The sequence below is a fragment of the Janthinobacterium sp. GW822-FHT07H10 genome (assembly GCF_058798675.1).
The window spans coordinates 193,634-219,583 of the sequence record NZ_JBXAKS010000006.1 but is presented as its reverse complement, the minus strand read 5'-3'; the positions used below and the strand labels follow the sequence as shown (position 1 = coordinate 219,583).

At 62.7% G+C, this 25,950-nt stretch carries 22 protein-coding genes and 1 tRNA gene; 10 read left to right on the top strand and 13 right to left on the bottom strand.

Features of this window, described 5'->3' with window-relative positions:
- Positions 1-116 precede the first annotated feature (116 nt).
- From clpX to AC1RDJ_RS16045, 6 genes are all read right to left on the bottom strand, one after another.
- Complete coding sequence (clpX, locus tag AC1RDJ_RS16070) at positions 117-1,385, bottom strand: ATP-dependent Clp protease ATP-binding subunit ClpX (protein WP_010398446.1); 1,269 nt, start codon at positions 1,383-1,385, stop codon at positions 117-119.
- A 200-nt stretch (positions 1,386-1,585) separates the two neighbouring features.
- On the bottom strand, positions 1,586-2,203 hold the full coding sequence (gene clpP, locus AC1RDJ_RS16065) for an ATP-dependent Clp endopeptidase proteolytic subunit ClpP (RefSeq protein ID WP_374106380.1): 618 nt from the start codon (positions 2,201-2,203) through the stop codon (positions 1,586-1,588).
- A gap of 85 nt (positions 2,204-2,288) precedes the next feature.
- Positions 2,289-3,629: a trigger factor gene (gene tig, locus AC1RDJ_RS16060; RefSeq protein WP_071323760.1), complete on the bottom strand. Its 1,341-nt coding sequence runs from the start codon at positions 3,627-3,629 to the stop codon at positions 2,289-2,291.
- A 754-nt stretch (positions 3,630-4,383) separates the two neighbouring features.
- Positions 4,384-4,466 (bottom strand) — tRNA-Leu (locus tag AC1RDJ_RS16055).
- 175 nt (positions 4,467-4,641) lie between these two features.
- Positions 4,642-7,740 (bottom strand): efflux RND transporter permease subunit, encoded by a 3,099-nt coding sequence (locus AC1RDJ_RS16050; RefSeq protein WP_071323761.1) that lies wholly within the window; start codon positions 7,738-7,740, stop codon positions 4,642-4,644.
- Positions 7,737-8,900 (bottom strand): efflux RND transporter periplasmic adaptor subunit, encoded by a 1,164-nt coding sequence (locus tag AC1RDJ_RS16045; protein WP_289886852.1) that lies wholly within the window; start codon positions 8,898-8,900, stop codon positions 7,737-7,739. Before AC1RDJ_RS16045 ends, AC1RDJ_RS16050 begins: the two co-directional genes overlap by 4 nt.
- A 291-nt stretch (positions 8,901-9,191) precedes the next feature.
- Between AC1RDJ_RS16045 and hpnC the strand changes: the two genes are divergently transcribed.
- From hpnC to AC1RDJ_RS16015, 6 genes are all read left to right on the top strand, one after another.
- On the top strand, positions 9,192-10,073 hold the full coding sequence (gene hpnC, locus AC1RDJ_RS16040) for a squalene synthase HpnC (RefSeq protein WP_289886853.1): 882 nt from the start codon (positions 9,192-9,194) through the stop codon (positions 10,071-10,073).
- Between the two features lie 46 nt (positions 10,074-10,119).
- Positions 10,120-10,953 carry a presqualene diphosphate synthase HpnD gene (hpnD, locus tag AC1RDJ_RS16035; protein ID WP_071323763.1) on the top strand — a complete coding sequence of 278 codons (834 nt, stop codon included), beginning with the start codon at positions 10,120-10,122 and terminating at the stop codon, positions 10,951-10,953.
- Positions 10,954-10,960: 7 nt separating this feature from the next.
- Positions 10,961-12,325 carry a hydroxysqualene dehydroxylase HpnE gene (hpnE, locus tag AC1RDJ_RS16030; protein ID WP_493028060.1) on the top strand — a complete coding sequence of 455 codons (1,365 nt, stop codon included), beginning with the start codon at positions 10,961-10,963 and terminating at the stop codon, positions 12,323-12,325.
- A 130-nt stretch (positions 12,326-12,455) separates the two neighbouring features.
- The gene (locus AC1RDJ_RS16025) at positions 12,456-12,620 is read left to right on the top strand and encodes a hypothetical protein (protein WP_156894820.1); all 165 of its coding nucleotides are present in this window, start codon (positions 12,456-12,458) and stop codon (positions 12,618-12,620) included.
- 28 nt (positions 12,621-12,648) lie between these two features.
- Entirely contained in the window at positions 12,649-13,437 is a 789-nt protein-coding gene (locus AC1RDJ_RS16020; RefSeq protein WP_493028059.1) for a DUF1700 domain-containing protein, read from the top strand.
- Positions 13,438-13,448: 11 nt separating this feature from the next.
- A complete protein-coding gene (locus AC1RDJ_RS16015; RefSeq protein ID WP_071323766.1) occupies positions 13,449-14,255 on the top strand; it encodes a head GIN domain-containing protein in 807 nt (268 codons plus the stop codon).
- Here the strand turns inward: AC1RDJ_RS16015 and AC1RDJ_RS16010 are convergent.
- Positions 14,242-15,516 carry a TIGR03862 family flavoprotein gene (locus AC1RDJ_RS16010; protein ID WP_493028058.1) on the bottom strand — a complete coding sequence of 425 codons (1,275 nt, stop codon included), beginning with the start codon at positions 15,514-15,516 and terminating at the stop codon, positions 14,242-14,244. The two genes, AC1RDJ_RS16015 and AC1RDJ_RS16010, sit on opposite strands and share 14 nt — an antisense overlap.
- A 163-nt stretch (positions 15,517-15,679) precedes the next feature.
- Between AC1RDJ_RS16010 and AC1RDJ_RS16005 the strand changes: the two genes are divergently transcribed.
- Entirely contained in the window at positions 15,680-15,922 is a 243-nt protein-coding gene (locus tag AC1RDJ_RS16005; protein ID WP_071323768.1) for a hypothetical protein, read from the top strand.
- 44 nt (positions 15,923-15,966) lie between these two features.
- On the opposite strand, the gene moaD is transcribed toward AC1RDJ_RS16005, so the two are convergent.
- From moaD to thrC, 3 genes are read right to left on the bottom strand one after another with little or no spacing between them, the layout of a single operon-like run.
- Positions 15,967-16,233, bottom strand: a complete 267-nt coding sequence (gene moaD / locus AC1RDJ_RS16000) for a molybdopterin converting factor subunit 1 (RefSeq protein WP_289886857.1) — start codon at positions 16,231-16,233, stop codon at positions 15,967-15,969.
- Positions 16,234-16,243: 10 nt separating this feature from the next.
- Positions 16,244-17,470: a molybdopterin molybdotransferase MoeA gene (locus AC1RDJ_RS15995; protein WP_493028057.1), complete on the bottom strand. Its 1,227-nt coding sequence runs from the start codon at positions 17,468-17,470 to the stop codon at positions 16,244-16,246.
- 14 nt (positions 17,471-17,484) lie between these two features.
- Positions 17,485-18,981, bottom strand: a complete 1,497-nt coding sequence (gene thrC / locus AC1RDJ_RS15990; protein WP_493028056.1) for a threonine synthase — start codon at positions 18,979-18,981, stop codon at positions 17,485-17,487.
- Positions 18,982-19,265: 284 nt separating this feature from the next.
- Between thrC and AC1RDJ_RS15985 the strand changes: the two genes are divergently transcribed.
- Positions 19,266-20,006, top strand: coding sequence for an AAA family ATPase (locus tag AC1RDJ_RS15985; RefSeq protein ID WP_493028055.1), 741 nt, complete (start codon positions 19,266-19,268; stop codon positions 20,004-20,006).
- 184 nt (positions 20,007-20,190) lie between these two features.
- Here AC1RDJ_RS15985 and AC1RDJ_RS15980 read toward each other — a convergent pair whose 3' ends face one another.
- The 3 genes from AC1RDJ_RS15980 to kbl are packed head-to-tail and all read right to left on the bottom strand — an operon-like array spanning position 20,191 to position 23,848.
- Positions 20,191-21,591, bottom strand: coding sequence for an L-serine ammonia-lyase (locus AC1RDJ_RS15980; protein ID WP_071323773.1), 1,401 nt, complete (start codon positions 21,589-21,591; stop codon positions 20,191-20,193).
- A gap of 50 nt (positions 21,592-21,641) precedes the next feature.
- Entirely contained in the window at positions 21,642-22,607 is a 966-nt protein-coding gene (locus tag AC1RDJ_RS15975; RefSeq protein ID WP_071323774.1) for an NAD-dependent epimerase/dehydratase family protein, read from the bottom strand.
- 20 nt (positions 22,608-22,627) lie between these two features.
- The gene (gene kbl, locus AC1RDJ_RS15970) at positions 22,628-23,848 is read right to left on the bottom strand and encodes a glycine C-acetyltransferase (protein WP_071323775.1); all 1,221 of its coding nucleotides are present in this window, start codon (positions 23,846-23,848) and stop codon (positions 22,628-22,630) included.
- Positions 23,849-24,075: 227 nt separating this feature from the next.
- Between kbl and AC1RDJ_RS15965 the strand changes: the two genes are divergently transcribed.
- Positions 24,076-24,651, top strand: a complete 576-nt coding sequence (locus AC1RDJ_RS15965; protein ID WP_071323776.1) for a helix-turn-helix domain-containing protein — start codon at positions 24,076-24,078, stop codon at positions 24,649-24,651.
- 358 nt (positions 24,652-25,009) lie between these two features.
- Positions 25,010-25,936: an STM4015 family protein gene (locus AC1RDJ_RS15960; protein WP_493028054.1), complete on the top strand. Its 927-nt coding sequence runs from the start codon at positions 25,010-25,012 to the stop codon at positions 25,934-25,936.
- Positions 25,937-25,950: the final 14 nt, after the last annotated feature.

The following is a 25,950-nucleotide window of genomic DNA, read 5'->3' as shown; positions in this document are numbered from 1 at the left end:
CGCGCAGCTAAGCGCCGCGAGTGGCTTTCCGATTGAAGCCTGCACTCATTGATTTAAATTGTACTGCCATGCATTAAGGAATCAAAACCCTTTTTATGCATTTGTCTCGGCAGTAATCAATTTTCTCCGGAGGCCTTGGCAGTCTCTTGGTAAATCAACAAAGGTTTGGCGCCGCTGGTGATGGTATTTTCATCGATGACGACCTTCACCACGTTCTGTTCGCTCGGCAGTTCGTACATGACGTCCAGCAAAGCGTGTTCCAGGATGGAGCGCAGGCCACGGGCGCCCGTCTTGCGCGCCAGCGCCTTCTTGGCGATCGCATGCAGGGCGGCCGGACGAATCTCCAGTTCCGCGCCTTCCATCTCGAGCAGCTTCGAATACTGCTTGATCAGCGCATTCTTCGGCTCGACGAGGATCTGGATCAGCGCCTCTTCCGTCAATTCCGCCAGCGTGGCGATGACGGGCAGACGGCCCACCAGTTCCGGGATCAGGCCGAACTTGACCAGGTCTTCCGGTTCCGCTTGCAGCATCAGTTCGCTGGCCGAGCTTTGCGACTTGCTGCGCACGGTGGCCGAGAAACCGATACCGCTCTTTTCGGAACGGTTGGCGATCACTTTCGACAGGCCGTCGAAGGCGCCGCCGCAGATGAACATGATGTTGGTCGTGTCGATCTGCACGAAATCCTGGTTCGGATGCTTGCGGCCGCCTTGTGGCGGCACGGAAGCCATCGTGCCTTCGATGAGTTTCAGCAAGGCTTGCTGCACGCCCTCGCCCGACACGTCGCGCGTGATGGACGGATTGTCGGACTTGCGCGAAATCTTGTCGATCTCATCGATGTAAACGATGCCGCGCTGGGCTTTCTCGACGTCGTAGTTGCAGCTCTGCAGCAGCTTCTGGATGATGTTTTCCACATCCTCGCCCACATAACCGGCTTCGGTCAGTGTGGTGGCGTCGGCGATGACGAACGGCACGTTGAGCATGCGCGCCAGGGTCTGCGCCAGCAGGGTCTTGCCCGAGCCGGTAGGACCGACCAGCAAGATGTTGCTCTTGGCCAGTTCGATGTCGTCTTTCTTGCCCAGGTGCTTGAGGCGCTTGTAATGGTTGTACACCGCCACCGACAGGATGCGCTTGGCAGTCTGCTGGCCGATCACGTACTGATCGAGCAAGGCGGCAATTTCTTGCGGCGTCGGCAGGTCGGATTTGGTACCGGTCACCGTCTCGATGCTCGACGTTTCATCACGGATGATGTCGTTGCACAAGTCGATGCACTCGTCGCAAATGAACACGGACGGGCCGGCGATGAGTTTCTTCACCTCGTGCTGGCTTTTGCCGCAGAACGAGCAATACAGTAATTTTTCGCCGCTAGAGGATTTTTTGTCTGACATAAGGCATTTTGGTTGGAACTGCATTAACAATATTGCTAAATCGCAAGCCGGAGTGCGGTAGTTGCCCGCAAAGGCAGCCACCCATGGCGCAAGTCAACAACGTGCACAAGCTCCATGCTACCCGAAATAAAAGCGAAACGCCCGAACGTTTGATCGCCCGGGCGTTTACTTACTTGCTTAGCAATACCGGTAGGGGCTCATCAAGCGCGGCTGGTCAACACTTTGTCGATCAAACCATACTCGACGGCCTCGTCGGCGGACATGAAACGGTCGCGGTCGGTGTCCTTGGCGATCTGTTCGATCGACTGGCCCGTGCGCTCGGCCATGATGCCGTTCAAGCGGGTACGCAGGTAAAGGATTTCCTTCGCCTGGATCTCGATGTCCGACGCCATGCCTTGCGAACCACCGGACGGCTGGTGAATCATGATGCGCGAGTTCGGCAGCGAGAAACGCTTGCCCTTGGCGCCGGCGGCCAGCAGGAAGGCACCCATCGAGGCGGCCATCCCGGTACACAGGGTCGAGACGTCCGGCTTGATGAACTGCATGGTGTCGTAGATGGCCATGCCGGCCGAGACCGAGCCACCTGGCGAGTTGATGTAGAGCGAGATTTCCTTTTCCGGATTTTCGCTCTCCAGGAACAGCAGCTGGGCGACGACCAGGTTGGCCATCTGGTCATTGACCGGGCCGACCATGAAAATCAAGCGTTCCTTCAGCAGGCGCGAGTAAATATCATACGAGCGCTCGCCGCGACCGCTTTGTTCCACCACCATCGGCACCAGGCCGAGCATCTGTGTGTCCAGCGCTGGATTACGGTTCATACCTGTCATTTCATTTCCTTGTGAAGCAGTTAGGGGATGCCGCATATACCTTACGGCAAGAGGGGGCATCCCAATACCAACTGGTTTACGCTTGTGCGTTGCTTCCCATCAGTTCGTCGAAAGCAACTGCTTTCGTCGTGACTTTCGACAGGCCCAACACGTAAGTGACGACGTTTTCTTCCAATACAAGGGCTTCGATCTCACCCAGGCGACGACGGTCGCTGTAGTAGTACTTCAGCACTTCGCGTGGATCTTCGTAGCTTTGGGCGAAATCTTCGATCTGCGCCTTGACTTGCTCAGGCGTTGCCTGCAGGTTGTTGTCGCCCACCAGTTGCGACAGGATCAGGCCCAGGCGTACGCGACGCTCGGCTTTTTCCGCGAACAGTTCTGCTGGGAAAGGCACGTCCTTGACGTTCATGCCGCGCTGCGCCATGTCCTGGCGGGTCATTTCGGCCAGGCGCTCGGAATCCTGAGCGATCAGCGTTTTTGGCACTTCCAGCTCAGCAACTTTGATCAGCGCGTCCATGACGGCTTCCTTGTTGCGCGCTTTTACGCGGCCAGCGACTTCGCGCTGCAGGTTGACTTTGATGTCTTCGCGCATTTTGGCCAGGTCGCCATCGGCAACGCCCAGGGACTTTGCGAATTCGGCATCGACTTCCGGCAGGTGCGCCCATTCCAGCTTTTGCAGCGTGATGGTGAACGAGGCGGTTTTGCCGGCCACGTCCTTGCCATGGTAGTCCTCAGGGAACGACAGCGGGAAAGTCTTCGATTCGCCCACTTTCAGGCCCAGGGTCGCTGCTTCGAATTCTGGCAGCATGCGGCCTTCGCCCAGCACGAAAGCGTAACCTTCAGCTTTGCCGCCTGGGAATTCAACGCCGTCGATCGAGCCGACGAAGTCGACGGTCACGCGGTCGCCGTTGGCAGCGATCGGCTCACCGCCGTCGCCGTGTTCGCCCGCTTCGCCCTTGGTGTGGAAGTGCACGCGCTGCTTGCGCAGGATGTCGATGGTCTTGTCGATTTCGGCTTCCGAGACGTCGGCTTGCACGGTTTCGATTTCAACGCCGGCCAGGTCGCCGATGACGACTTCCGGGTACACTTCGAAGGTGGCGTCGAAAGCCAGCTGGCCTTCCGCGGCGTCGTCTTTCGACACGATGTTCGGGTAACCGGCGACGCGCAGGTTGTTTTCGTTGGCGGCGTCGTTGAACGCGCGGCCGACTTTGTCATTCAGCACTTCGGATTCGATTTGGTAGCCGTATTGTGCTGCGACCATTTTCAACGGCACTTTGCCCGGACGGAAGCCCGGTGCCTTAGCCGTACGGGCTTGCACTTTCAGGCGCTTCTCAACTTCCGTGCGGACGTCCGTCAGCGGGAAGGAGATCGTGATACGACGTTCGAGTTTGCCCAAGGTTTCGACTGCAGTTGCCATGTAAAAAATCGTCCAAAAAATAAGATACTGTTGGTGCGAGAAAAGAAGACCCGACCCCTTGCGCCATTAATGACGACAAGACATGGGTCCAGCTTCACTCGCTCGCATATTCATCTGTAACGTACTGCAAGCAGGATGATGGACCTGGTCTACCCGGCATGGAACAAGCCACCAGGCACCAAACAATCCGCCGCTTCCAATACTGCGACAGGGCTCCGAGCGTCCAGCCATGCTTCAAGGTAATCGCAGGGCCGGCCATCATTCGGTAAAGCGTGGCATTATAACAAAGGACTTCGGAGAAGTGGCTGGCTTTGCGGCCCGGCCACAGAGGATGCCAGCGGCGGCGAACGAGTCGCCACAGCCTGGGTCTGCCCTGTCTTTACTCTTGCCCCGGCATACTTCATTTCGCCAGAGACAGGCTTTCCAGCCTGCTTCGTTCATTAGTATATGCGAACTGTCGCTCCGTCCGAAACAAAGAAATGCGCTGACAGCGAAGTTTTCGGGCAAAAAACCATTGATTTGCCTCAATTTGGCCATTTTTCAGGCAAAACCCCGGCGGCGCCCTGTCCTGCCCGGGCATTTCAGGCGAAAAACAGCGCGGACGCAGGCGTGCCGGATAGCGGCCACGGGCGTAAATCTGTCGAAAATGAAGGACCGGGCCGGTGCTGCCGGCGGCGCGGCGGCGCATATGGCGCATGAAGAAACATGAGAACAACTCGATGGTGCTGCACCCGCGGGCTGGAGCAGCCCGGGCTGGTGCGGATGGGGAGACTCGAACTCCCAAGCCGAAGCACTGGCTTCTAAGACCAGCGTGTCTACCAATTCCACCACATCCGCAATTTGTACGCAGCTTGTACATACCACTTGACTGCTGCCCCCGATTTTAACAACTCGGGAGCATTCTGGCTACCTTGGACTTGCACTGCAAGCCGGCGGTAAAGCAAAGGCGGCATTCTACTGGATTTCCCAGAGGAATGCCGCCTTTTTTATGCCGCTAGTTTACTGCCGTATCCTAGCCCGCTTTTGCGCTCGCCGGCTCCGGCTTCCTGACCCGGAACCAGGCCGCGTACAGGGCCGGCAGGAACAGCAGGGTCAAGGCCGTCGCCAGGATCAGGCCGCCCATGATGGCGACGGCCATCGGCCCCCAGAACACGGAGCGCGACAGCGGTATCATCGCCAGCGCGGCGGCGGCGGCCGTCAGCACGATGGGGCGGCAGCGGCGCACGGCCGAGTCGATGATGGCGTCCCACGGCGCCGAGCCATCCTTGATGTCTTGCTCGATCTGGTCGACAAGGATCACCGAGTTGCGGATAATCATGCCGAACAGCGCGATGATGCCCAGGTTGGCCACGAAACCGAGGGGCCGGCCCAGCGCCAGCAGGGCAAATGCGGCGCCCGCCACGCCCAGCGGCCCCGTCAGGAACACCAGCAAGGCGCGCGAGAAGCTGTGCAGCTGCAGCATCAGCAAGGTGAAGATGATGAAGATGGCCAGCGGCAAGTTGGCCGCGATCGACGCTTCCGCTTCGCCGCTGTCGGCCGCCACGCCCTTCACGGTGATGCGGTAGCCGGCCGGCAACTTGGCGCGCAAGGCGTCCAGCTGCGGCGCCAGCTGCGTCGACACGGTGGCGCCCTGGATGCCGTCGACCACGTCCGACTGCACGGTAATGGCCCATTCGCGCTTGTCGCGCCAGACGACGCCCGGCTCCCACACGAAGTGCGCGCGGGCCAGCTGCGAAATCGGCACGGACTTGCCCGTTGCCGTCGGGATATTCGTGTCATTCAACACGGAAATCGTCGCCCGCTCTTCCAGCGGCTGGCGCACCTGGATGTCGATCAGCTTGTTGTCTTCGCGGAACTGGCCGATGACCGTGCCCGACAGGATGGTATTGGCCGCCTGCATCACCGTTTTCGAGGTGACGCCCAGCGCGCGCATCTTGTCCTGGTCCAGGTCCAGGCGCAGCACCTTCACCGATTCATTCCAGTTGTCGTTCACGCCCAGCGTGTTCGGGTTGGCGCGCAGGATGTCCTTGACCTGGTCGGCGATGGCGCGCACGCCCTCCACTTCCGGCCCCGTGACGCGGAATTGCACGGGATACGGCACCGGCGGTCCGTTCGGCAAGAGTTTCACGCGGCCCCGCACTTCCGGGAAGTCTTTCTTGAAGACATCGACGATTTGCTGGCGCAAGCGTTCGCGGTCAGCCAGGCTCTTCGGCAAGACCACCACTTGCGAGACGTTGGTCTGCGGGAAGATCTGGTCGAGCGGCAGATAGAAACGGGGACTGCCGGTACCCACGTAGCTGGTCACGCTTTCCACGCCGTCGAGCTTGCCAACGAAGGCTTCGAATTTCTTGACCTGCTTTTCATTCGCGGCAAACGTCGTGCCTTCGGGCGACCACAGCTCCACCATCAGTTCCGGCCGGCTGGAATCGGGGAAGAATTGCTTCTCGATGAAATTGAAGCCATAGATGCCCAGCGCGAAGATGGCCAGGGTGGCGGCGATCGTCGTCTTGCGCCATTCCACGCACCAGGTGACGGCGCGGCGGAAGCGGCGGAAATTCGGCGTATCGAACAATTCATGGTCGTCATGCGCGTGCGGCTTGACCTTGAGCAAGATGTAGCCGATGTATGGCGTGAAGACGACGGCCACCACCCAGGAAATGATCAGGGCCAGCGCATTGACGGAGAACAAGGAAAACGTGTATTCGCCGGCAGCCGACTTGGCCAGGCCGATGGGCAGGAAACCCGCCACCGTGATCAGGGTGCCCGTCAACATGGGCATGGCCGTCGACGTGTAGGCGAACGTGGCCGCGTCGAAGCGGGAAAAGCCCTCTTCCATCTTGCGCACCATCATCTCGACGGCGATGATGGCGTCATCGACCAGCAAGCCCAGCGCGATGATCAGGGCGCCCAGTGAAATCTTGTGCAAGTCGATGTCGAGCATGCGCATGCACAGGAAGGTGACGGCCAGCACCAGCGGGATGGTCAGCGCTACCACCAGGCCCGGCCGCACGTCGATGCGCAGCGGCTTCGTGTGCAAGCCCAGCGCGACAAAGCTGACGGCCAGCACGATCAGGATGGCTTCGATCAGGGTATGCACGAACTCGCCCACGGAGGCCGATACGGCTTCCGGCTGGTTCGACACGCGCTGCAGCTCTATGCCGACCGGCAACTCGCTCTTCATGCGCGCCACCGTCTTTTGCAGGGCCTTGCCCATGTCGATGATGTTGCCGCCCTTTTCCATCGACACGCCCAGGCCGATCACTTCCTTGCCGTTGAAGCGCATCTTGTCCTTCGGCGGATCGACGAATTCGCGCTTGACCGTGGCGAAATCACCGAGGCGGAAGGTGGTGCCGTTGGCGCGCAGCTCGAGGTTTTCCAGGTCCTTGACGGTCACCATGGCGCCCGTCACGCGCACTTGCAGGTTGTCCGTCGGCGTCACCAGCACGCCGGTGGCGTTGATCGAGTTTTGCTCGGACAGTTGCTGCACGATGGCCGAGAAAGGAATGCCCAGCTGGGCAAATTTCTTGTGGGAAAAGATAATATTGATCTTTTCATCTTGCACGCCGAATAGTTCCACCTTCGACACCTGCCCCACGGCCAGCAGTTCCTGGCGCACTTTGTCCGCGTAATCCTTCATTTCCGCATAGGTGAAACCGTCGCCGGACAGGGCGAAGATGGAGCCGTACGTATCGCCGAACTCGTCATTGAAGAACGGTCCCACGACGCCGGCCGGCAAGGTGCCCTGGATGTCGCCGATCTTCTTGCGCACCTGGTACCAGGCGGCCGCCGTTTCCTTGGGCGGCGCCGATTCGCGCAGTTCCAGCAGGATCAAGGTCTCGCCAGGCTTGGAATAGCTGGTGATTTCGTCGATATACGGCGTTTCCTGCAGCTTCTTTTCCAGCTTGTCCGTGACTTGCTCGGCCATCTGCAGGGCCGTCGCGCCCGGCCAGTACGCTTGCAGCACCATGGCGCGGAAGGTGAATGGCGGGTCCTCGTCCTGACCCAGGCTGGCGTAGCTGAGCATGCCGCCGATCAGCAGCACGGCCATCAGGTAGCGCGTCAGCGGAATGTGTTCGAGCGCCCAGCGCGACAGATTGAAGCCGCCCTTCATTTGGCGGCCCCGACTGTAATGGCGCTGGCGGACGCGGCTGCCGGCGCGGCCGTTTCCGCGCCCAGGATCGTGACTTTCTGGCCTGGTTTCAGCAGGTTGACGCCGGCCGTGACCACCGTCTGCCCCGCTTTCACGCCCGAGCTGAGCAGCAATTCATTGCCGGCCACGCCTCCGACCGTCACGGGCACCAGTTTCACGGCGCCGTTCTCCACCACCCACACGGAGCTTTGCGATTTCTCATTGAACAGGGCCGTCAGCGGCACCTTGATCTGCGGCGTGGCCGTCTGCGAGGCGAACTGCACCACGGCCGTCATGCCCAGCCGCGCTTGCGGCGCGTCGGGGATGCTGACCTTGGCCACGTAAGTGCGCGTGGCGGGATCGGCCACGGGCGACACTTCGCGGATCTTGCCTGGCAGCGCCTGCTTCGGGTCGGCCCACAGCCGCACGACGACATCCTTGACCTGGCGCAAGGTATCGACCTTGTCTTCCGGAATGCCGATCACGACTTCCTTCTCGCCGGACTTCGCCACCACCACCACGGGCGTGCCGGGCGCCACCACCTGCCCCACTTCCGCCTCGATACGCGTGACGACGCCATCGACATCGGCGACCAGGCTGGCATAGCCGGACTGGTTGGCCTGGCCACGGTAGGCGGCCTGGGCCGCTTCCACATTCGATTGCGCCGCCTTGTAGCTGGCGTCCTTGCTATCGAGCACGGCCTGGCTGACGAAGTTTTTCTCGCGCAAGTCCTTATAACGCTTCAGCTCGGCGCGCGCCAGGTCGCGGTTCGTTTCCGCGCTGACCAGCGCCGCCTTCGCCTGCGCCTGCGACAATTGCAGGTCGACGGGGTCGAGCTGCATCAGCAGCTGCCCCTTTTTCACCACGGCGCCCACGTCGACCTTGCGCGCGACGATCTTGCCGCCCACGCGGAAACCCAGCTGCGACGCCACGCGGGGCACGACCTCGCCCGCCAGCTCCGCATTCACATCGATATTGGTACTAGACAACACAATCGCGCGCACGGGGCGCACGTCTTCCACCTTGGCCGCAGGCTTGGAACAGGCCGCCATGGTCATGGCAAGGGCCGCGGCGGCGATCAGGCGCAGGGCGGGAAGAGCTGGCGCGCCGGTCTCGCGGCGCAGGGTTTTCAGGGCAAACAAGGTATTTTCCTTTACTATGCGGGCTGTTAGATTTTTACGTGAGGAAACTTTTCGCTTGGCGGCTGGCTCGAACGAAATTTTTTCGCACGCGATATCCTTAAATTTGTGACAATATCAGCTTGGTCATGGCGGAGGCTTACGCACCGTTAATGACTTTCTGGTTAGTAATTATAATCGCGGCCAAAAGTTTTTAGTGACTTTTGCGTCATTAATCTTGAGATGTACAACGTCCGGCAAAACCGCGGGTTTGGACGGCGTTCGACATCACTGCAAGACTAGAGAAGTGTGTTCATGCCTGTAGATCATTACGAAAATTTTCCTGTAGCATCATTTTTACTGCCGCGCCGCCTGGTGCCCGCCGTCGAAGCCATCTATGCCTTCGCCCGCAGCGCCGACGACCTGGCCGATGAGGGCGACGCCACGCCGGCCGAGCGCCTGGACGCCCTGCACGCCTATGTAGCGGCGCTGGCCCGGATCGAGCGCCAGGAAAGCCATACGGGCGAGAGCGCGGCCATCTTCGAGCGCCTGGCCACCATCATCGCCAAATTCCAGCTGCCAATGAAACCGTTTTACGATTTATTGTCGGCCTTCAAACAGGATGTGGAAACGACGCGCTACGCCAGCTACGAGGATGTCCTCGACTATTGCGCCCGCTCCGCCAATCCCGTCGGCCTGTTGATGTTGCACCTTTATGGGGCGGCCGATGAAGAGAATGTACGCGATTCCGACGCGATATGTTCAGCTTTGCAACTAATTAATTTCTTGCAAGACGTTGCCATCGACCAGCAAAAGGAGCGCATCTACCTGCCGATGGAAGATCTGACCCGCTTCGCCGTCTCGCCGGCCGCCTTCGAGCGCCCCGAGGCGCACGGCAAGTGGAGCGCCCTGATGCGCTTTGAAGTGGCGCGCACGCGGGCCCTGATGCTGTCCGGCGCGCCGCTGGCCCTGCGCCTGCGCGGGCGCATCGGCTGGGAATTGCGCCTCGTGGTCCAAGGCGGCTTGCGCATCCTCGAGTGCATCGAGGCCGTCAATTACGACGTCTTCCGGCGCCGGCCGAAGCTGGAGAAGCGCGACTGGCTGATCATCTTCTGGCGCGCCTTGCGCATGTCGCGCAAAAGCCTGCGTCAAGAGACGCAAGTAAAAACGGCTTTTCCCCCGTCGCCCACTCTGTAAGACGATAGAATAGCGGCTTCGATCTGCAACCCTTGCTCTTTTGACTATGTCTCCCGACGAATACTGCCAACAAAAGGCCGCCCAGAGCGGCTCCAGCTTCTACTACAGCTTCCTGTTCCTGCCGGCCGAACGCCGCAAGGCCATCACGGCCCTGTACGCCTTCTGCCGCGAAGTCGACGACACGGTCGATGAATGCACGGACGAAGCCGTGGCACGCACCAAGCTGGTCTGGTGGCGCAAGGAAGTCAAGGCCATGTACGAGGGCAACCCGACGCATCCCGTGATGCGCGCGCTGCAGCCGCACCTGGCCATCTACACGCTGGAAGAAAAGCATTTGCAGGCCATCATCGACGGCATGGAAATGGATTTGAACCAGACCCGCTACCTCGACTACCAGGCCATGAGCCGCTATTGCTGGCACGTAGCCAGCGTGGTCGGCATCTTGTCGGCCAGCATCTTTGGCGCGACCCGCCCGGAAACCCTGCTGTATGCGGAAAAACTGGGCCACGCCTTCCAGTTGACCAACATCATCCGCGACGTGGGCGAAGATGCGCGCAAGGGGCGCATCTATTTGCCGATCAGCGAGTTGCAGCAATTTAACGTGACGGCGGCCGACCTGCTGAACGCGCGCCACAGCGACAACTTTGAAAACCTCATGCGTTTCCAGGTGGCACGCGCGCAGAAAGCGTATGACGAGGCGTTCGCGCTGCTGCCGGCCGAAGACCGCCGCGCCCAGCGCCCGGGCCTGATCATGGCCGCCATCTACCGCACCCTGCTCAATGAAGTCGAGCGCGACGGTTATCACGTGTTGAAACAGCGCATCTCGCTCACGCCGATCCGCAAACTGTGGCTGGCCTGGAAGACCTGGGTCCGTGGCTGAGCATAGCGTGAAGCAACGCTACGCCGTCATCGGCGGCGGCTGGGCTGGTTGCGCGGCCGCCATGGAACTGGCGCGCGCCGGCCATGCCGTCACCGTGTTCGAAGCGGCCCGCACGCTGGGCGGCCGCGCGCGCCGCGTCGAGAAGGACAATGCCGTACTCGACAATGGCCAGCACATCCTGCTCGGTGCCTACACGGAAACCTTGCGCCTGATCAAGCTGGCGGGCCAGGATCCACGCGAACTGATCCTCACCCTGCCCCTGCAGATGCGCTATCCGCCCGGCGCGGGCGGCATGGATTTCATCGCGCCGCGCCTGCCCGCGCCGCTGCACCTGGCGTGGGCCTTGCTGCGCGCCAAGGGCTTGCAGCGCGCCGACAAGCTGTCGCTGATGCGCTTTTCCACCGCCATGCGCTGGATGGGCTGGCAACTGTATAACGATTGCACGGTCAGCGAACTGCTGCAGCGCTTCGACCAGACGGACACCTTGTGCCGGCTGATGTGGCACCCGCTGTGCCTGGCCGCGCTGAATACCCCGCCCGGGCGGGCCTCGGCCCGCGTCTTCATCAACGTGCTGCGCGACAGCCTGGGCGCGCGCCGCCGCAGCGCCTCCGACATGCTGATCCCGAAGGCGGATCTGAGCGCCGTGCTGCCCGACGCGGCCGCCCGCTACGTGGAACGGCATGGCGGCACCGTCAAGCTGGGCGCCAAGGTGGACGCCATACAAGCGCTGCCCGACGGCCGCTGGCAACTCGACGAGGCGGCCAGCTTCGACGGCGTCATCGTCGCCACCTCGTCGGTACAGGCGGCCGCCCTGCTGCAAGGCGTGCACGATGCGCGCCTGGACAGCGTAATTAGCCAGATGCAAGCCTTCACGCCGGAAGCCATCAGCACCTGCTACCTGCAGTACGACGCCGGCGTGCGCCTGGACTTGCCGTTTTACGCGCTCGTCGATGCGCCGGACAGCCAGCACTGGGGCCAGTTCGTCTTCGACCGGGGCCAGCTCGACGCCAGCCAGGCGGGCATGCTGGCCGTCGTCATCAGCGCTTCAGGCGATGCCGCAGAGCAAGGCCATGCGCCGTTGGCGCAAGCCGTCGCCGCCCAGCTGGCGCAGGTGCTGCAGCGTCCGGCGCTGGCGCAGCCGCTGTGGAGCCAGCTGATCACGGAAAAGCGCGCCACCTTTGCCTGCACGCCGGACCTGGCGCGTCCCGGCAACGCCAGCGGCCTGCCGGGCCTGGTGCTGGCCGGCGATTACACGGCCAATGACGACCGGACGCAGGACTATCCGGCCACCATCGAAGCGGCCGTGCGCAGCGGCGTGGCGGCGGCGCTGGCCGTCCGCGCCGGCAGCCAGACGGAGCGGACGCCAAAGTAGACTTGACGGTGCATCCCTCCCTGGTGTCGCTGGACCCCGTGAAATTGCATTCTGTCGCACCGCGCTGGTGCACCCGCGTGCGCTTGGGTACAGTCCGACCATAGCCAACCACCATGCCACGAGGAAGACCATGCACACCACCCTGCACTTGAAAACCAGCTTGAAAGCCGTGGCGCTGCTGGCGGGCGTGGTGCTGGCCATGCTGCTCGTCATGGACGGACAGCAAGTACAACAGGCGCAAGCAGCACCGCTGCCGCTGAGCCAGGCAAGCATGCTGCTGCCGGCACTCGGCTGATACGCGCCACGCAACGGACATGACAACCATGAATAAACAAGATTATCTCGAGGCGCTGCGGCGCGCACTGGCAGGCTTGCCACCGGACCTGGTGGCCAAGACGCTCGACTATTACGAACAGACCTTCATCGAAGGCGCGGCGGCCGGCCGCAGCGAGCAGGAAATCGCCGACGACCTCGGCGATCCGAAGAAGATCGCCCTGACCTTGCGCACCAGCACCCACCGCCAGGCCTTCGAACAGAAGAAGACGCCCGTCAACCTGCTGCGCCTGCTCATCTCGCTGATCGGCCTGGCCATCTTCAACCTGTTCATGGTGGTGCCCGCCGCCGTCTACGCGGCCCTGCTGGCCACCCTGTATGCCGTCGGCCTGAGCTTTTACCTGGCCGGCATCGCCATCACGGCCAGCGGCTTGTCGGGCGCCAACGAACTGGTGCTCGACGGCCCGCTGCGCCACATCTTCATCCACGACGACGATGGCGACAACGGCGACGACAGGCGCGAGACGCGCATCATCATCGGCGACACGGGCATCGAGGTGGACCACGTGCCCGGTCCCGTGCAGCGCGAGCCGGGCGAGACCGAGGCGCAGAATACCTCGTCGCGCATGATGGAGCGGGCCGAAGCGCTGGCCGGCAGCGGCATCCGCATCTCGACCGACATGGACCGCGATGCGCGCACCACGCAAACCGTATTCGGCGTTGGCATGTTGCTCGGCGGCATAGTCATCTTCCTGCTCAGTCTGGTAGTAACGCGCTATACCTTGATCGGCCTCAAACGCTATATCGCCATGAATATTTCCCTGCTCAAAGGTCACTAAGAAAGGCTGTCATGAAACGCTTACTCAAAGTCGGTCTGAGCATGTTCCTGCTGGCCCTGGTCCTGATCGCCATGTCGTATGCGGCGCTGCGCGCCAAGGGCATCAGCAGCCCCAGCAGCGCCGCCGGCCGCGCCGTGCGCAGCGAAACGCGCCCCATCCCCGCCGATATCACCAGCATCGACCTGGCGGGCCCCATTGACCTCGTGCTGCGCCGCGGCGCCACGCCATCGCTGAAGGTGAGCGGCGAGCAGCGCCTGCTGTCGAATGTCGACACGACGGCCGACGGCACGACCCTGCATATCGGCCCGAAAGGCATGCTGTTCCACCATCGCCAGCCGCTGCAGGTGGAACTGGTGCTGCCGGCCCTCGTCCGCGTGGAAGTGCACGGCAACGGCGACAGCCGGATCACGGGCTTTTCCGGCGACAGTTTCATCCTGGAATTAACGGGTTCGGGCGACGTCAGCTTCACGGGCCGCTACAAGCAGGTGCAAGCGACCGTCAACGGCAGCGGCGACCTCGATATCAATGGCGGCAACAGCGACAGCGTGGTGCTGGAAATGGTGGGTTCGGGGCGCATCGCCGCCAGCGGCAATACCAAGTTCCTGCGCGCCGACCTGAGCGGCTCGGGCGATATCGACGCCGAGCACCTGGCCGCCGACAAGGCCAGCGTCAGCCTGCAAGGCTCGGGCCAGAGCACGATCTTCGTGCGCGACGCCGCCAACCTGAGCCTGCGCGGCAGCGGCGACATCCACGTCTACGGCAACCCGCGCCAGCGCGATGCGCAAAAGAGCGGGTCAGGCGACATCATCTGGCATTGATGATGACAGCCGCGCCTCGGGCGCGGCACTCTTCCAGCCACGTCACCGCCTGCTCGCCGGCCGCCTTGCCTTGCGCCAGGCAGGCCGTCAGCAGGTAGCCGCCCGTCGGCGCTTCCCAGTCCAGCATTTCCCCCGCCACGAACACGCCCGGCATGGCGCGCAGCATGCTGCCATCCACGCCGTCGAATGCCACGCCGCCGGCGCTGCTGATGGCTTCATCGATGGGGCGCGGGCGCCGCAAGGTGACGGGCAGCAGTTTGATGGCGGCCGCCAACCTGGCTTCGTCGGCAAAGTCGGCCGCGCTCAGGCATTCGCGCAGCAAGCCCGATTTCACGCCCTTTATTCCCAGCCGGCTTTGCAGGTGGCTGGACATCGAACGGGCGCCGCGCGGGCGCGTCACTTCCTCGAACACGCGCTCATGGCTGTGGTCGGGCACCAGGTCGAGCCAGATGGTGGTGCTGCCCTCGGCCGCGATCTGCTCGCGCAGGGCGGCCGACAGCGCGTAGATCAGGCTGCCCTCGACGCCGCCCGCCGTGATGACGAACTGCCCCTGGCGCTTGATCGTCAAGCCATCGATGTCGCGCGCCGTGACGGCCACCGTGGCCAGGTGTTCGCCCGCATGACGGCTGCTGAAATGCCCGCTCCAGTCCACGTCGAAGCCGCAATTGGCCGGCGCCAGAGGCGCCACGGCCACGCCCTGCCCTTGCAGCAGCGGCACCCAGGCGCCGTCCGAACCCAGGCGCGCCCAGCTGCCGCCGCCGAGCGCCAGGATCACGGCGTCAAAGGCGAAACGGCGCTCGCCGTCCGGCGTGGCAAACGCCAGCTGGCCGTCCTGCCAGCCAGTCCAGCGGTGGCGCATGTGAAATTGCACGCCCGCTTCGCGCAGGCGGTGCAGCCAGGCGCGCAGCAGGGGCGCGGCCTTCATATCGGTGGGGAAGACGCGGTTCGACGAGCCGACAAAGGTCTCCACGCCCAGGCCGTGCACCCAGTCGCGCACTTTTTGCGGGCCGAACTGGTCCAGTGCCGGTTTCACGCGCTGCGCCTGTCTGCCGTAGCGCGAGACGAAGGGCTGGTAGCCTTCCGCATGCGTGATGTTCATGCCGCCGCGCCCTGCCAGCAGGAATTTGCGGCCGACGGACGGCATGGCGTCGAACAGTTCCACCCTGGCCCCCTGCTCGGACGCCGCCTGGGCGGCCATCAGGCCGGCGGGACCGCCGCCGATGATGGCGATGTGGAAGGGAGGAAGGCTGGAGTTGGACATGGCAGGCTGGGAAACGGTGAAAACCCCGGCATTTTAGTCGAGATTGGCGGTGTTCAGGCTGCCCGATGACGATCGCGCCCAAAAATGAGGCATACTGCTAGCGCATGCTGCAACGATCAGCAGTTTCATATCACCAGACGACGAGACACGAGAGGAGAAACACATGGGAGCAGGATTCTGGATTTCCCGCTATTTGCTGGCCAGCTCGATTTTATTCATCATCCTGATGGTGGTCGAGTACAGCAAGGGCACAACCAGCCAGGCCGATATCCTGAGCGCGCTGGCCTGGTCGCTGGTGGCGTCGGCCATCTTCATCGGTTCGAAGTACTGGCGCTACAAGAAAGCCGTCGCGTGTGCGACGTGCAGCGACGCCACGGGCGGCAAGCCGAAAAACAAGGCCTCATAAGACCATGGCCGCTCCAGGGAGCGGCCACTTTCAAGGCGCCTGCATCAGCCGCCCGTCACGGGCGGGAAGAACGCCACCTCGTCGCCATCCGATACGGGCGTATCGGCATCGCACATCACCTGGTTGTGCGCCATGCGCAGCGAACGCGCCTGCGCCAGCGCATATTCCCAGTTGCCGCCACGGGCGATCAGCTGGGCGCGCACGTCGCCCACGGTACGCAGCGGCGCGGCGCCCTCTTCCACCACCAGCACTTCCTGGGCCGTGCCCACCAGCTCGCGCACGCTGGCGAAAAATCGCAGATTGATCTTCATCAAGACTTCCTTAGTACAGCAATTCGTTAAACGGGATAAAGCGCAGCATGTCGCCGCGCGCGATCGACAGTCCCGGCGGGCAGTCGATCAAGCCGTCGCCCCACACGGTGGAGGTCAGCACGCCCGAACTCTGATTGGCGAACAGTTCCAGCGCGCCGTCGTCCGTCACTTTGGCGCGCAGGAATTCATTGCGCCTGTCCGCCTTCAAGCGCTCGAAATTGGCCGGCAGGCGGTAGCTGCGCGGCGCCACGCTCCCTTCCACCCCCTGCAGGCGCAGGATGAAGGGGCGCACGAACAGCAGGAAGGTGACGAAGCTGGAAACGGGATTGCCGGGCAAGCCGACAAAGAACGCGTCCTTCACTTCGCCGAAGGCCAGCGGCTTGCCCGGCTTGACGGCGATCTGCCACATGTTCAGCCGCCCTTCCGCTTCCACGGCCGGCTTGATATGGTCTTCCTCGCCCACGGATACGCCGCCCGAGGTGATGATCAGATCATTGCCCTCGGCCGCCTGGCGCAGCACGGCGCGCGTCGCTTCCAGGCTGTCGGGCACGATGCCCAGGTCCGTGATCTCGCAGCCGAGGTTTTCCAGCAGGCCGCGCAAGGTAAACCGGTTCGAGTTGTAGACGGCGCCCGGCGCCAGCGGCTCGCCGGGCATGGCCAGTTCGTCGCCGGTGAAAAACACGGCCACGCGCAGCTTGCGCAGCACGGGCAGCTGCGCCAGGCCCACCGAGGCGGCCAGGCCCATTTCCTGGCTGCGCAAGCGCCGGCCGGCGCCGAGGATCACGCCGCCGGCGCGGATATCCTCGCCCTGGCGGCGCACCCATTCGCCCGCCTGCGGCACGTGGTTCACCGTCACCACGCCGTCCGCCACCGTGCACTGTTCCTGCATCACGACGCAGTCGGCGCCGTCCGGGATCAGGGCGCCCGTGAAGATGCGCGCCGCCGTCCCCGGCTGCAGGGGCTGGCCCACGTGGCCGGCCGCGATGCGCTGCGACACGGGCAGGCTGGCCGCGCCGCTGGCGCAGTCCTGCGCGCGCACGGCATAGCCATCCATCTGCGTGTTGTCGCGCTCGGGCACGTTCAGGGTCGAGGTCTGCTGCGCCGCCAGCACGCGGCCGTTGGCGCGCATGGTGTCGACCTGCTCCACCTGCGTCACGGGGCGCGCCGCGCCCAGCATGAAGGCTTGCGCCTCGGCCACCGACAGCATGGGCTTGCGTTCTGCAGTAGGAGCGCTCATCACAGGCCCGCTCATCACAAGCCCGTGTTGGCGGCGATGTACGCCTTCATTTTTTCCACGTCGGTCCCCATCACGACGAACTTTTGCGGCAAGTCCTCGATGTTCTCGAAGCCGGCCGGGCGCTCCGCGTCCACGCCCAGCGCTTCGAGGATGGTTTCGTTGAACTTGGCCGCCAGCGCCGTTTCCAGCACGATCATCGGCACGTTGGGCTCCAGGTGCTCGCGCGCCACCTTGATGCCGTCGGCCGTGTGCGTGTCGATGGTGATGCCGTAGTCGTCGGCGACGTCGCGGATGGTGTCGAGACGGTCCTGGTGCGTGGACTTGCCCGACTTGAAGCCGTAGTTGGCCACCAGCTTGAATTCGTCGCCGTCGCTGCCAGGCTTGCCGGACAAGTCGAAGCCGCCATGCGTTTCCACTTTCGTGAACAGGGCGCGCACGCGGTCGCTGTCGCGGCCCACGAGGTCGTAGACGAAACGCTCGAAGTTGGAGGCTTTCGAGATATCCATCGACGGGCTGCTGGTATGGTAGGTCTCGGCGGACTTGCGCACGCGGTACACGCCCGTGCGGAAGAATTCGTCGAGCACGTCGTTTTCATTGGTGGCGGCCACCAGTTTCGAGATGGGCAAGCCCATCATGCGGGCGATATGGCCGGCGCAGATATTGCCGAAGTTGCCCGATGGCACCGTGAACGACACTTTCTGTTCGTTGCTGGTGGTGGCCGCCAGGTAGCCGCGGAAGTAGTACACGACCTGCGCCACGACGCGCGCCCAGTTGATGGAGTTGACGGTGCCGATCTTCTGCTTCGCCTTGAACGGCAGATCGTTCGACACGGCCTTCACCATGTCCTGGCAGTCGTCGAACACGCCTTCGACGGCGATGTTGTAGATGTTCGGGTCTTGCAGGCTGAACATCTGCGCCGTCTGGAAGGCGCTCATTTTCTTGTGCGGCGACAGCATGAAGACGCGGATGCCCTTCTTGCCGCGCATCGCGTATTCGGCGGCGCTGCCCGTGTCGCCCGAGGTGGCGCCGAAGATATTGAGTTCGGCGTCGTGCTTGGCCAGCGTGTATTCGAACAGGTTGCCCAGCAGTTGCATGGCCATGTCCTTGAAGGCCAGGGTCGGGCCGTTCGACAGCGCTTGCAGGATCAGGGTGGTCTGGCCGCCCTTGACGACGTTTTCTTCGAGCACGCGCAGCGGCGTGATGTCGGCCGCATTTTCGCCGGCGCGGGCGTTCTTGTAGACTGCCTTGGTATAGGTTTTCGCCGTCAGTGCCTTCAGGTCCGCGGCCGGGATATCGGTGGCGAACTTCTTCAGGATTTCGTAGGCCAGGTCGGCATACGACAATGTGCGCCAGGCGTTGAGCTCGGCACCAGTGACTTGCGGGTAGTGTTCAGGGAGATACAGTCCGCCATCGGGGGCCAGGCCGCCCAGGAGGATGTCGGAGAATTGCTGCAAAGATGATTGTTGCGACTGCAATGGCGCTGTATCAGCGCGGGTAGACACGTAATGCATAGATTTGAAGAGTCCAGTTGAGCTGAGAGCGGTTGATCATGAATGGCAGCGGATATTATAGTGCCAGCCGCCGTCCAAGGCGAATCGCGTGGCGCGGGCCAGGTCAGGATGTGACAATTGGAGAGCCTGACTATTATCAAACAGGCCATAATGGCATGAGATCAAGCCAGGCGGACATGGCCGGCGTACGCACTGGCGCGCGGCGCCGATTTGCGCCACACTGTGCTTTCTGCCCTGTACCGTGCCAATGATGGAATCGAGAACCATGGAATCGAAAACCGGCCATGCCGATCAGTAAAAAACCGTACCTGCAAAGCGCCGCGCTGCGCCCTGACGCCGTCGTCGACCTGGACCACTATCCGTTCACCATCCCCGCCATCCGCGATTTCGTGCACATCGATTTCCACCGCGACGTGACATTTTTCGTCGGCGAGAATGGCAGCGGCAAGTCGACCATGCTCGAAGCGCTGGCCGTGGCGCTGGGCTTCGGCAAGGATGGCGGCACGCGCAGCGTGCGCATTGCGCAGGAATCGGACCAGGAATCGGGCCTGCACGCGCATCTGCGCCTGAGCAAGAGCTACAAGAAACCGGACGACAGCTATTTTCTGCGCGCCGAGAGCTTTTTCAATGTCGCCACCTATATGGACGACATGCCCGAATACCTGGGCAGCTACGGCGGCAAGTCGCTGCACGCGCAGTCGCACGGCGAAGCCTTCATGGCCACCCTGATCAACAAGTTGCGGGGCAAGGGACTGTATCTGCTGGACGAACCGGAGGCGGCCCTGTCGCCGAGCCGCCAGCTGGCGGCTTTATCGGTGATCCACCAGCTGGTGCAGGACGATTCGCAGCTGATCATCGCCACCCACTCGCCCGTCCTGCTGGCCTACCCGCACGCGAAGATCCTGATGTTTACGGGTGGCGGCATTCACGAAGTGGCATACGAAGACACCGAGCACTTCGCCGTGACGCGCGATTTCCTGAATAATTATCCAAGAAGGCTGGAGCAGCTGTTCGAGGAGGAGTGAGGGTGATGGCTTGCTGCCGTGGTGATGTCGGCTTACGCGATGTTAAAGAGTCGCATGGGACGTCGCGGCGGCGCGATGGACAATGTCGGCTTACGCCCTGCGGGCTAAGCCGACCTACGTACACCGTGGCGTATCGTAGGTCGGATTAGCGCTCCGCGCGTAATCCGACACTACCAGCGACACATCAGCAAGCCGCGTGGTTCACCGTGATCACGTGGACCGCCAGGCCGCCCAGCGACGTTTCCTTGTACTTGTCCTGCATGTCCGCGCCCGTCTGGCGCATGGTTTCGATGACTTCGTCGAGGCTGACGAAATGCGTGCCATCGCCCTTCAGCGCCAGCGAGGCGGCCGTGATGGCTTTCACGGCACCCATGCCGTTGCGCTCGATGCACGGGATCTGCACCAGGCCGCCGATCGGGTCGCACGTCATGCCCAGGTGGTGTTCGATGCCGATTTCGGCCGCGTTCTCGATCTGTTCATTCGTGCCGCCCAGTGCCGCCACCAGGCCGGCCGCCGCCATGGCGCACGCCACGCCCACTTCGCCCTGGCAGCCCACTTCGGCGCCCGAAATCGAGGCATTGCGCTTGCACAGCATGCCGATGGCGGCCGCCGTCAGCATGAAGCGGCGCACGCCGCCCACCGGATCGCTGGGGCGGCAGTCCTGCGCGTAATAGCGCAGCACGGCCGGGATGATGCCGGCGGCACCGTTGGTCGGCGCCGTGACGACACGCCCGCCGGCCGCGTTTTCCTCGTTGACGGCCATCGCGTACAGGCTGACCAGGTGCACGGCGTCGTGCGGCAAGTCGTTGGCGCGGTTGTCCGACGCCTTGGCGTCCTGTGCCAGCCGCCATAATTTGGCGGCGCGGCGCTTCACGTTCAAGCCGCCCGGCAGGTTGCCCGTCGTTTCCAGGCCGTGCGCGATGCAGTCGCGCATGACGTGCCAGATGCGGTCCAGGCCTTCATTGAGCTCCGCGTCGCTGCGCTTGACGCATTCGTTCGCGCGCAGCATTTCGGGGATCGACAGGCCGCTTTCCACGCCATGCGCCAGCAGCTGCTCCATGGTGTCGAAGGGGAAGACGACGCGCGCGGAAGCGGCCGACTCCACTGCCGCTTCGGCCTGCGCTTCGCCGGCCTCGCGGATAAAACCGCCGCCGATCGAGTAATACACCTTGTCGACGCGGCTGCCGTCCGCCAGTTTCAAGGTAAACAACATGCCGTTCGGATGCTCGGGCAGCGACTCGCTCTTGTGCCAGATCAAGCCCGTGGCCGCCGTAAACGGCACCACGTGCGTGCCCAGCAGCGCGATTTCACCGGCCGCCTCGATGGCGGCCAGCTTGCTGTCGACGGCATCGGGCGCCACGTGCTGCGGCGTTTCCCCCATCAGGCCGAGAATGACCGCCTTGTCCGTGGCATGGCCCACGCCCGTCAGCGCCAGCGAGCCATACAGGGCCGCTTCGACGCCCACTACCTGGTCCAGCGGACCGTATTCGACCAGAAAACGCCGCGCCGCCACCATCGGCCCCACCGTGTGGGAACTCGACGGCCCGATGCCGATCTTAAACAGGTCAAATACGCTCATGTCCATATAGTGTCTCTTTGCTTGTGTTTTAGTTATTTATATTGTGTTCTACGACTTCAGGCTGCCTTGGCCGCCTGCCCGGCGTCGACATTGGCCAGCATGTCGGTGACCATCTGCTCGACGCCGATTTGCGCTTTCCAGCCCCAGTCCGCGCCGGCCGTGCTGTCGTCCAGGCTTTGCGGCCAGCTGTCGGCGATGGCCTGGCGGCTGTCCGGCTTGTAGCTGATCTTGAAGTCCGGGACCATGTGCACGATGGCCTTGGCCAGCTGCTCGGGGTTGAACGACACGCCGGCCACATTGTAGGACGAACGGATCTTGATGCGCGCCGCCGGCGCGTCCATCAGCTCGATGGTGGCGCGGATGGCGTCTGGCATGTAAATCATCGGCAAGGTGGTGTTCGCGTCCAGGAAGCAGTCATAGCGCTCGCCGCGCAAGGCCGCATGGAAGATGGCGATGGCGTAATCGGTGGTGCCGCCGCCCGGAGGCGACTTGTAGCTGATGATGCCCGGGTAGCGGATGCTGCGCACGTCCACGCCATACTTGTTGAAGTAATACTCGCACAGGCGCTCGCCGGCCAGCTTGCTGATGCCGTACATCGACGTCGGGTCCATCACCGTCATTTGCGGCGTGTTGACCTGCGGCGTGTTCGGGCCGAAGGCGGCGATCGACGATGGCCAGAAGATGCGCAGGGGTTTGCCCGCCTCGCCCCGTTCGCGCGCCAGCTCCAGGATATTGAGCAAGCCATCCATGTTCAAGCTCCACGCCTTCAATGGCGCCGCCTCGCCCGTGGCCGACAGCATGGCCGCCAGCTGGTACACCTGGGTGATGTTTTCGTCGGCGATGATCTGCGCCAGGCCGTCCTTGTCCAGCACATTCAACTGCGCATAGCGCTTGGCCTGGTACAGATTGTTGGTGCCGATGTCGCTGGCGATGACGTTGTCCGCGCCGTGCTGCAGCGCCAGTGCGCCCACCAGTTCACTACCGATTTGGCCGTTTGCGCCTATGACTAAAATGCGTTCCATCTTCTTGTCCTGAGTTCTTGTTAATTAGTAGTGGTGGTCAGCAGACCGAGTTCCTTGCCGGCCTGCTCGAAGGCGGCCAGCACTTTCACCAGCTGTTCGCGGGTGTGGGCGGCCGACAGCTGCACGCGCACGCGGGCCTGGCCCATCGGCACGACCGGATAGAAGAAACCCGTCACCAGCACGCCCAGTTCATACAGGCGGGCGGCGAATTTCTGCGCCACGGGAGCGTCGAACAGCATCACCGGCACCACCGGATGCGTGCCCGGCTTGATGGTAAAGCCGATGCGCTCGATCTCGCTGCGGAAGAACGCCGTGTTCTCATGCAGGCGGTCGCGCAGTTCCGTCGACTTGGCCAGGCGCTCGAGCACCGACAGCGAGGCGCCGGCGATCGATGGCGCCAGGGTGTTCGAGAACAGGTAGGGACGCGATTTCTGGCGCAAGGTATCGATGACTTCCTTGCGCGCCGACGTAAAGCCGCCCATGGCGCCGCCCAGGGCCTTGCCCAGGGTGCCCGTGATGATGTCGATGCGGCCCATCACATTGTGGTGTTCGTGCGTGCCGCGGCCCGTCGCGCCCATGAAGCCGGAAGCGTGGCATTCGTCGATCATCACCAGCGCGCCGTACTTGTCGGCCAGGTCGCAGATCTTGTCCAGTTGCGCGATCGTGCCATCCATCGAGAACACGCCGTCCGTGACGATGACCTTGTGGCGCTTGCCGGCGGCAATGGCCGCCTGCAGCTGCACTTCCAGGTCGGCCATGTCGTTGTGGGCGTAGCGGTAGCGGCCAGCCTTGCACAGGCGGATGCCGTCGATGATGGAAGCGTGGTTCAGCGCGTCCGAGATGATGGCGTCGTTTTCATCGAACAGCGGTTCGAACACGCCGCCGTTGGCGTCGAATGCCGCCGCGTACAAAATCGTGTCTTCGGTGCCGAGAAAGGCGGAAATCGCCTGTTCCAGTTCCTTGTGCACGGTTTGCGTGCCGCAGATGAAGCGCACGGACGACAGGCCGTAGCCGTATTTTTGCGTGGCGGCGATGGACGCCTCTTGCGTCTGCAGGTCGCCGGACAGGCCCAGGTAGTTGTTCGCACACATATTGATCAGGGTACGGCCATCGTCGCACACCACTTCGGCGCCCTGGCGCGAGGCGATCACGCGCTCGGGCTTGTACAAGCCTTGCTGGCGCAGTTGATCGAGGTTCTGTTGCAGACCGCTGAAAAAGGTGTTCTTCGCTTGCTCGCTCATGATGATCCTTGTGTGTCCCTGTTGTATGCGTGTTTGTTGTATCCGTGTGACCTCTGCCGCCATAGGGAAAAGCCGTCGCTTGACCGGTGCGCGCAGTATGCTGTACCGTGAAGCGCTGTTTGAAGTCTACACGTTTCCGTGATTTCCTTCAAAATCCACTATTTCGAACTGAAATTCAATATAGTGGATATTACCCAAGCCTTTTGAACTTTGCAAGCCACCTGCCGATGAAAACCAGCGTTTCGACCAATTCTCCCCCTGAAGTAGGTGCTACCCTGCAACGCCTGCGCCTGGCGCGCGGCCTGACACTCGAGGATTTGTCGCGCATTGCCGGTGTCTCGAAGTCCATGCTGTCGCAAATCGAGCGCGAAAAGGCCAATCCCACCATCGCCATCACCTGGCGCCTGGCCAATGCGCTGGGGGTGCAGATCGGCGAATTGCTGTCGAGCGCGGAAAAAGCCGTGGAAACCATCCGTATCACGGACGCCCACGAAACCCCCACCCTGCCCGGCGACCATGCCGGCTACGTGCTGCGCATCCTGGGGCCGATGGAACTGGCCGGCAAATACGAATGGTATGAAGTGACCCTGGCGCCAGGCGGCGAACTGGCGTCGCAGCCGCACGACCCGGGCACCACCGAGCATTTGACGGTGATCCATGGCAACCTGGAGCTGGAAGTGGGCGCGGCGAAGAAAAAGGTCAAGAACGGCGGCACGGCGCGCTATCCGGCCGACCAGCCGCATATCATCCGCAATCTGGGCAAGACCGAGGGCAAGGCTTTACTGGTGGTCATACACCGCTAGAAAGCGAATGGGACAGGCAGGCGAAAGCGCGGCCATGGCTGCGCCGCACACCCTCGCCGTGCCGTACTATGTGTACTCTTCGTACTGTCTGTACCGTCTTCGGGCACGTGCCTTGCCCTGACCGTTTTTCATCCAGGTTCGACTGCACACGGAAAAGCCGCGATACCCTACGGCAACGTTCACACTCCTGCGGTGCGCAATATGCATAGATGCCTATGCTAAGATTTTAGAATAAACAAGATTTCCAGGCCTGGATGTCTTCGCAGAGCGCCGCAGCACATCCCGGCTCGTCCCAGCGTCACGGCGCGGCCGCTCGCGTGGCATCCAGGCATCCACCGCTTACACGGAGCCCAGCGCGATGACCATTTCCGACAGCACCACCACCTTCCACAACAAAAAAGTCGTTCAGTACGATCCGGACCTGGCGTTTGACGCGTCGCCAGGCATCGTCTACCGCCTGTCGCTCGAATACGACGACAAGCGCAAGATGGCGGAACTGATCGCCGGCTTTCTCGACAAGGCCGACAAGGGCGCGCTCGAGGCACTGATCATCGGCATGTGGGGCGACCCGTACGAAGCGGGCGCCGACGAGGTGATGGCCGCGCTGATCGCGCACGCCGCCGAACTGCCCAGGTTGCGCGCCATTTTCATCGGCGACATGACGTACGAGGAATGCGAAATCTCGTGGATCGTCCAGGGCAGCTACAAGCCCCTGCTGGACGCCTTCCCGCAACTGGAGGAATTGCGCATCCGCGGCGGCAATGAACTGGTCATCGAACCGTTCGCGCACCAGCACCTGCGCAAGCTGACCATCGAATCGGGCGGCCTCGATCAAAAGATCGCCGAGGCGCTGGCGCAATCGAGCATGCCGCAGCTCGCGCACCTGGAACTGTGGCTGGGCACGGAAGAATACGGCTTCTCGGGCGACGTCGACCTGTACCGCAAGGTGTTGGCGCAACTGACCGTGCCGACCCTGCGCTACCTGGGCCTGCGCGACGCGGAAATCGCCGACGACCTGGCCGTCTGGCTGGCGGAAGAAGCGCTGGTGGCGCAGCTCGACACCCTGGACCTGTCGCTGGGCACCATCGGCGACCTGGGCGCCGTGGCCGTGCTCAATCACACGCAGCTGGGCAAGCTGAAGCGCCTGGACCTGTCGCACCATTACATTTCCGAGGAAAACCAGGCCAAGCTGAAAGCGCTGCCATTCGACGTGGTGCTGGACGACCCGCAGGAAGAGGACGAAGACGACGGCGAAACCTACCGCTACGTGGCCGTCGGCGAGTAATCGTGGGCCAATAA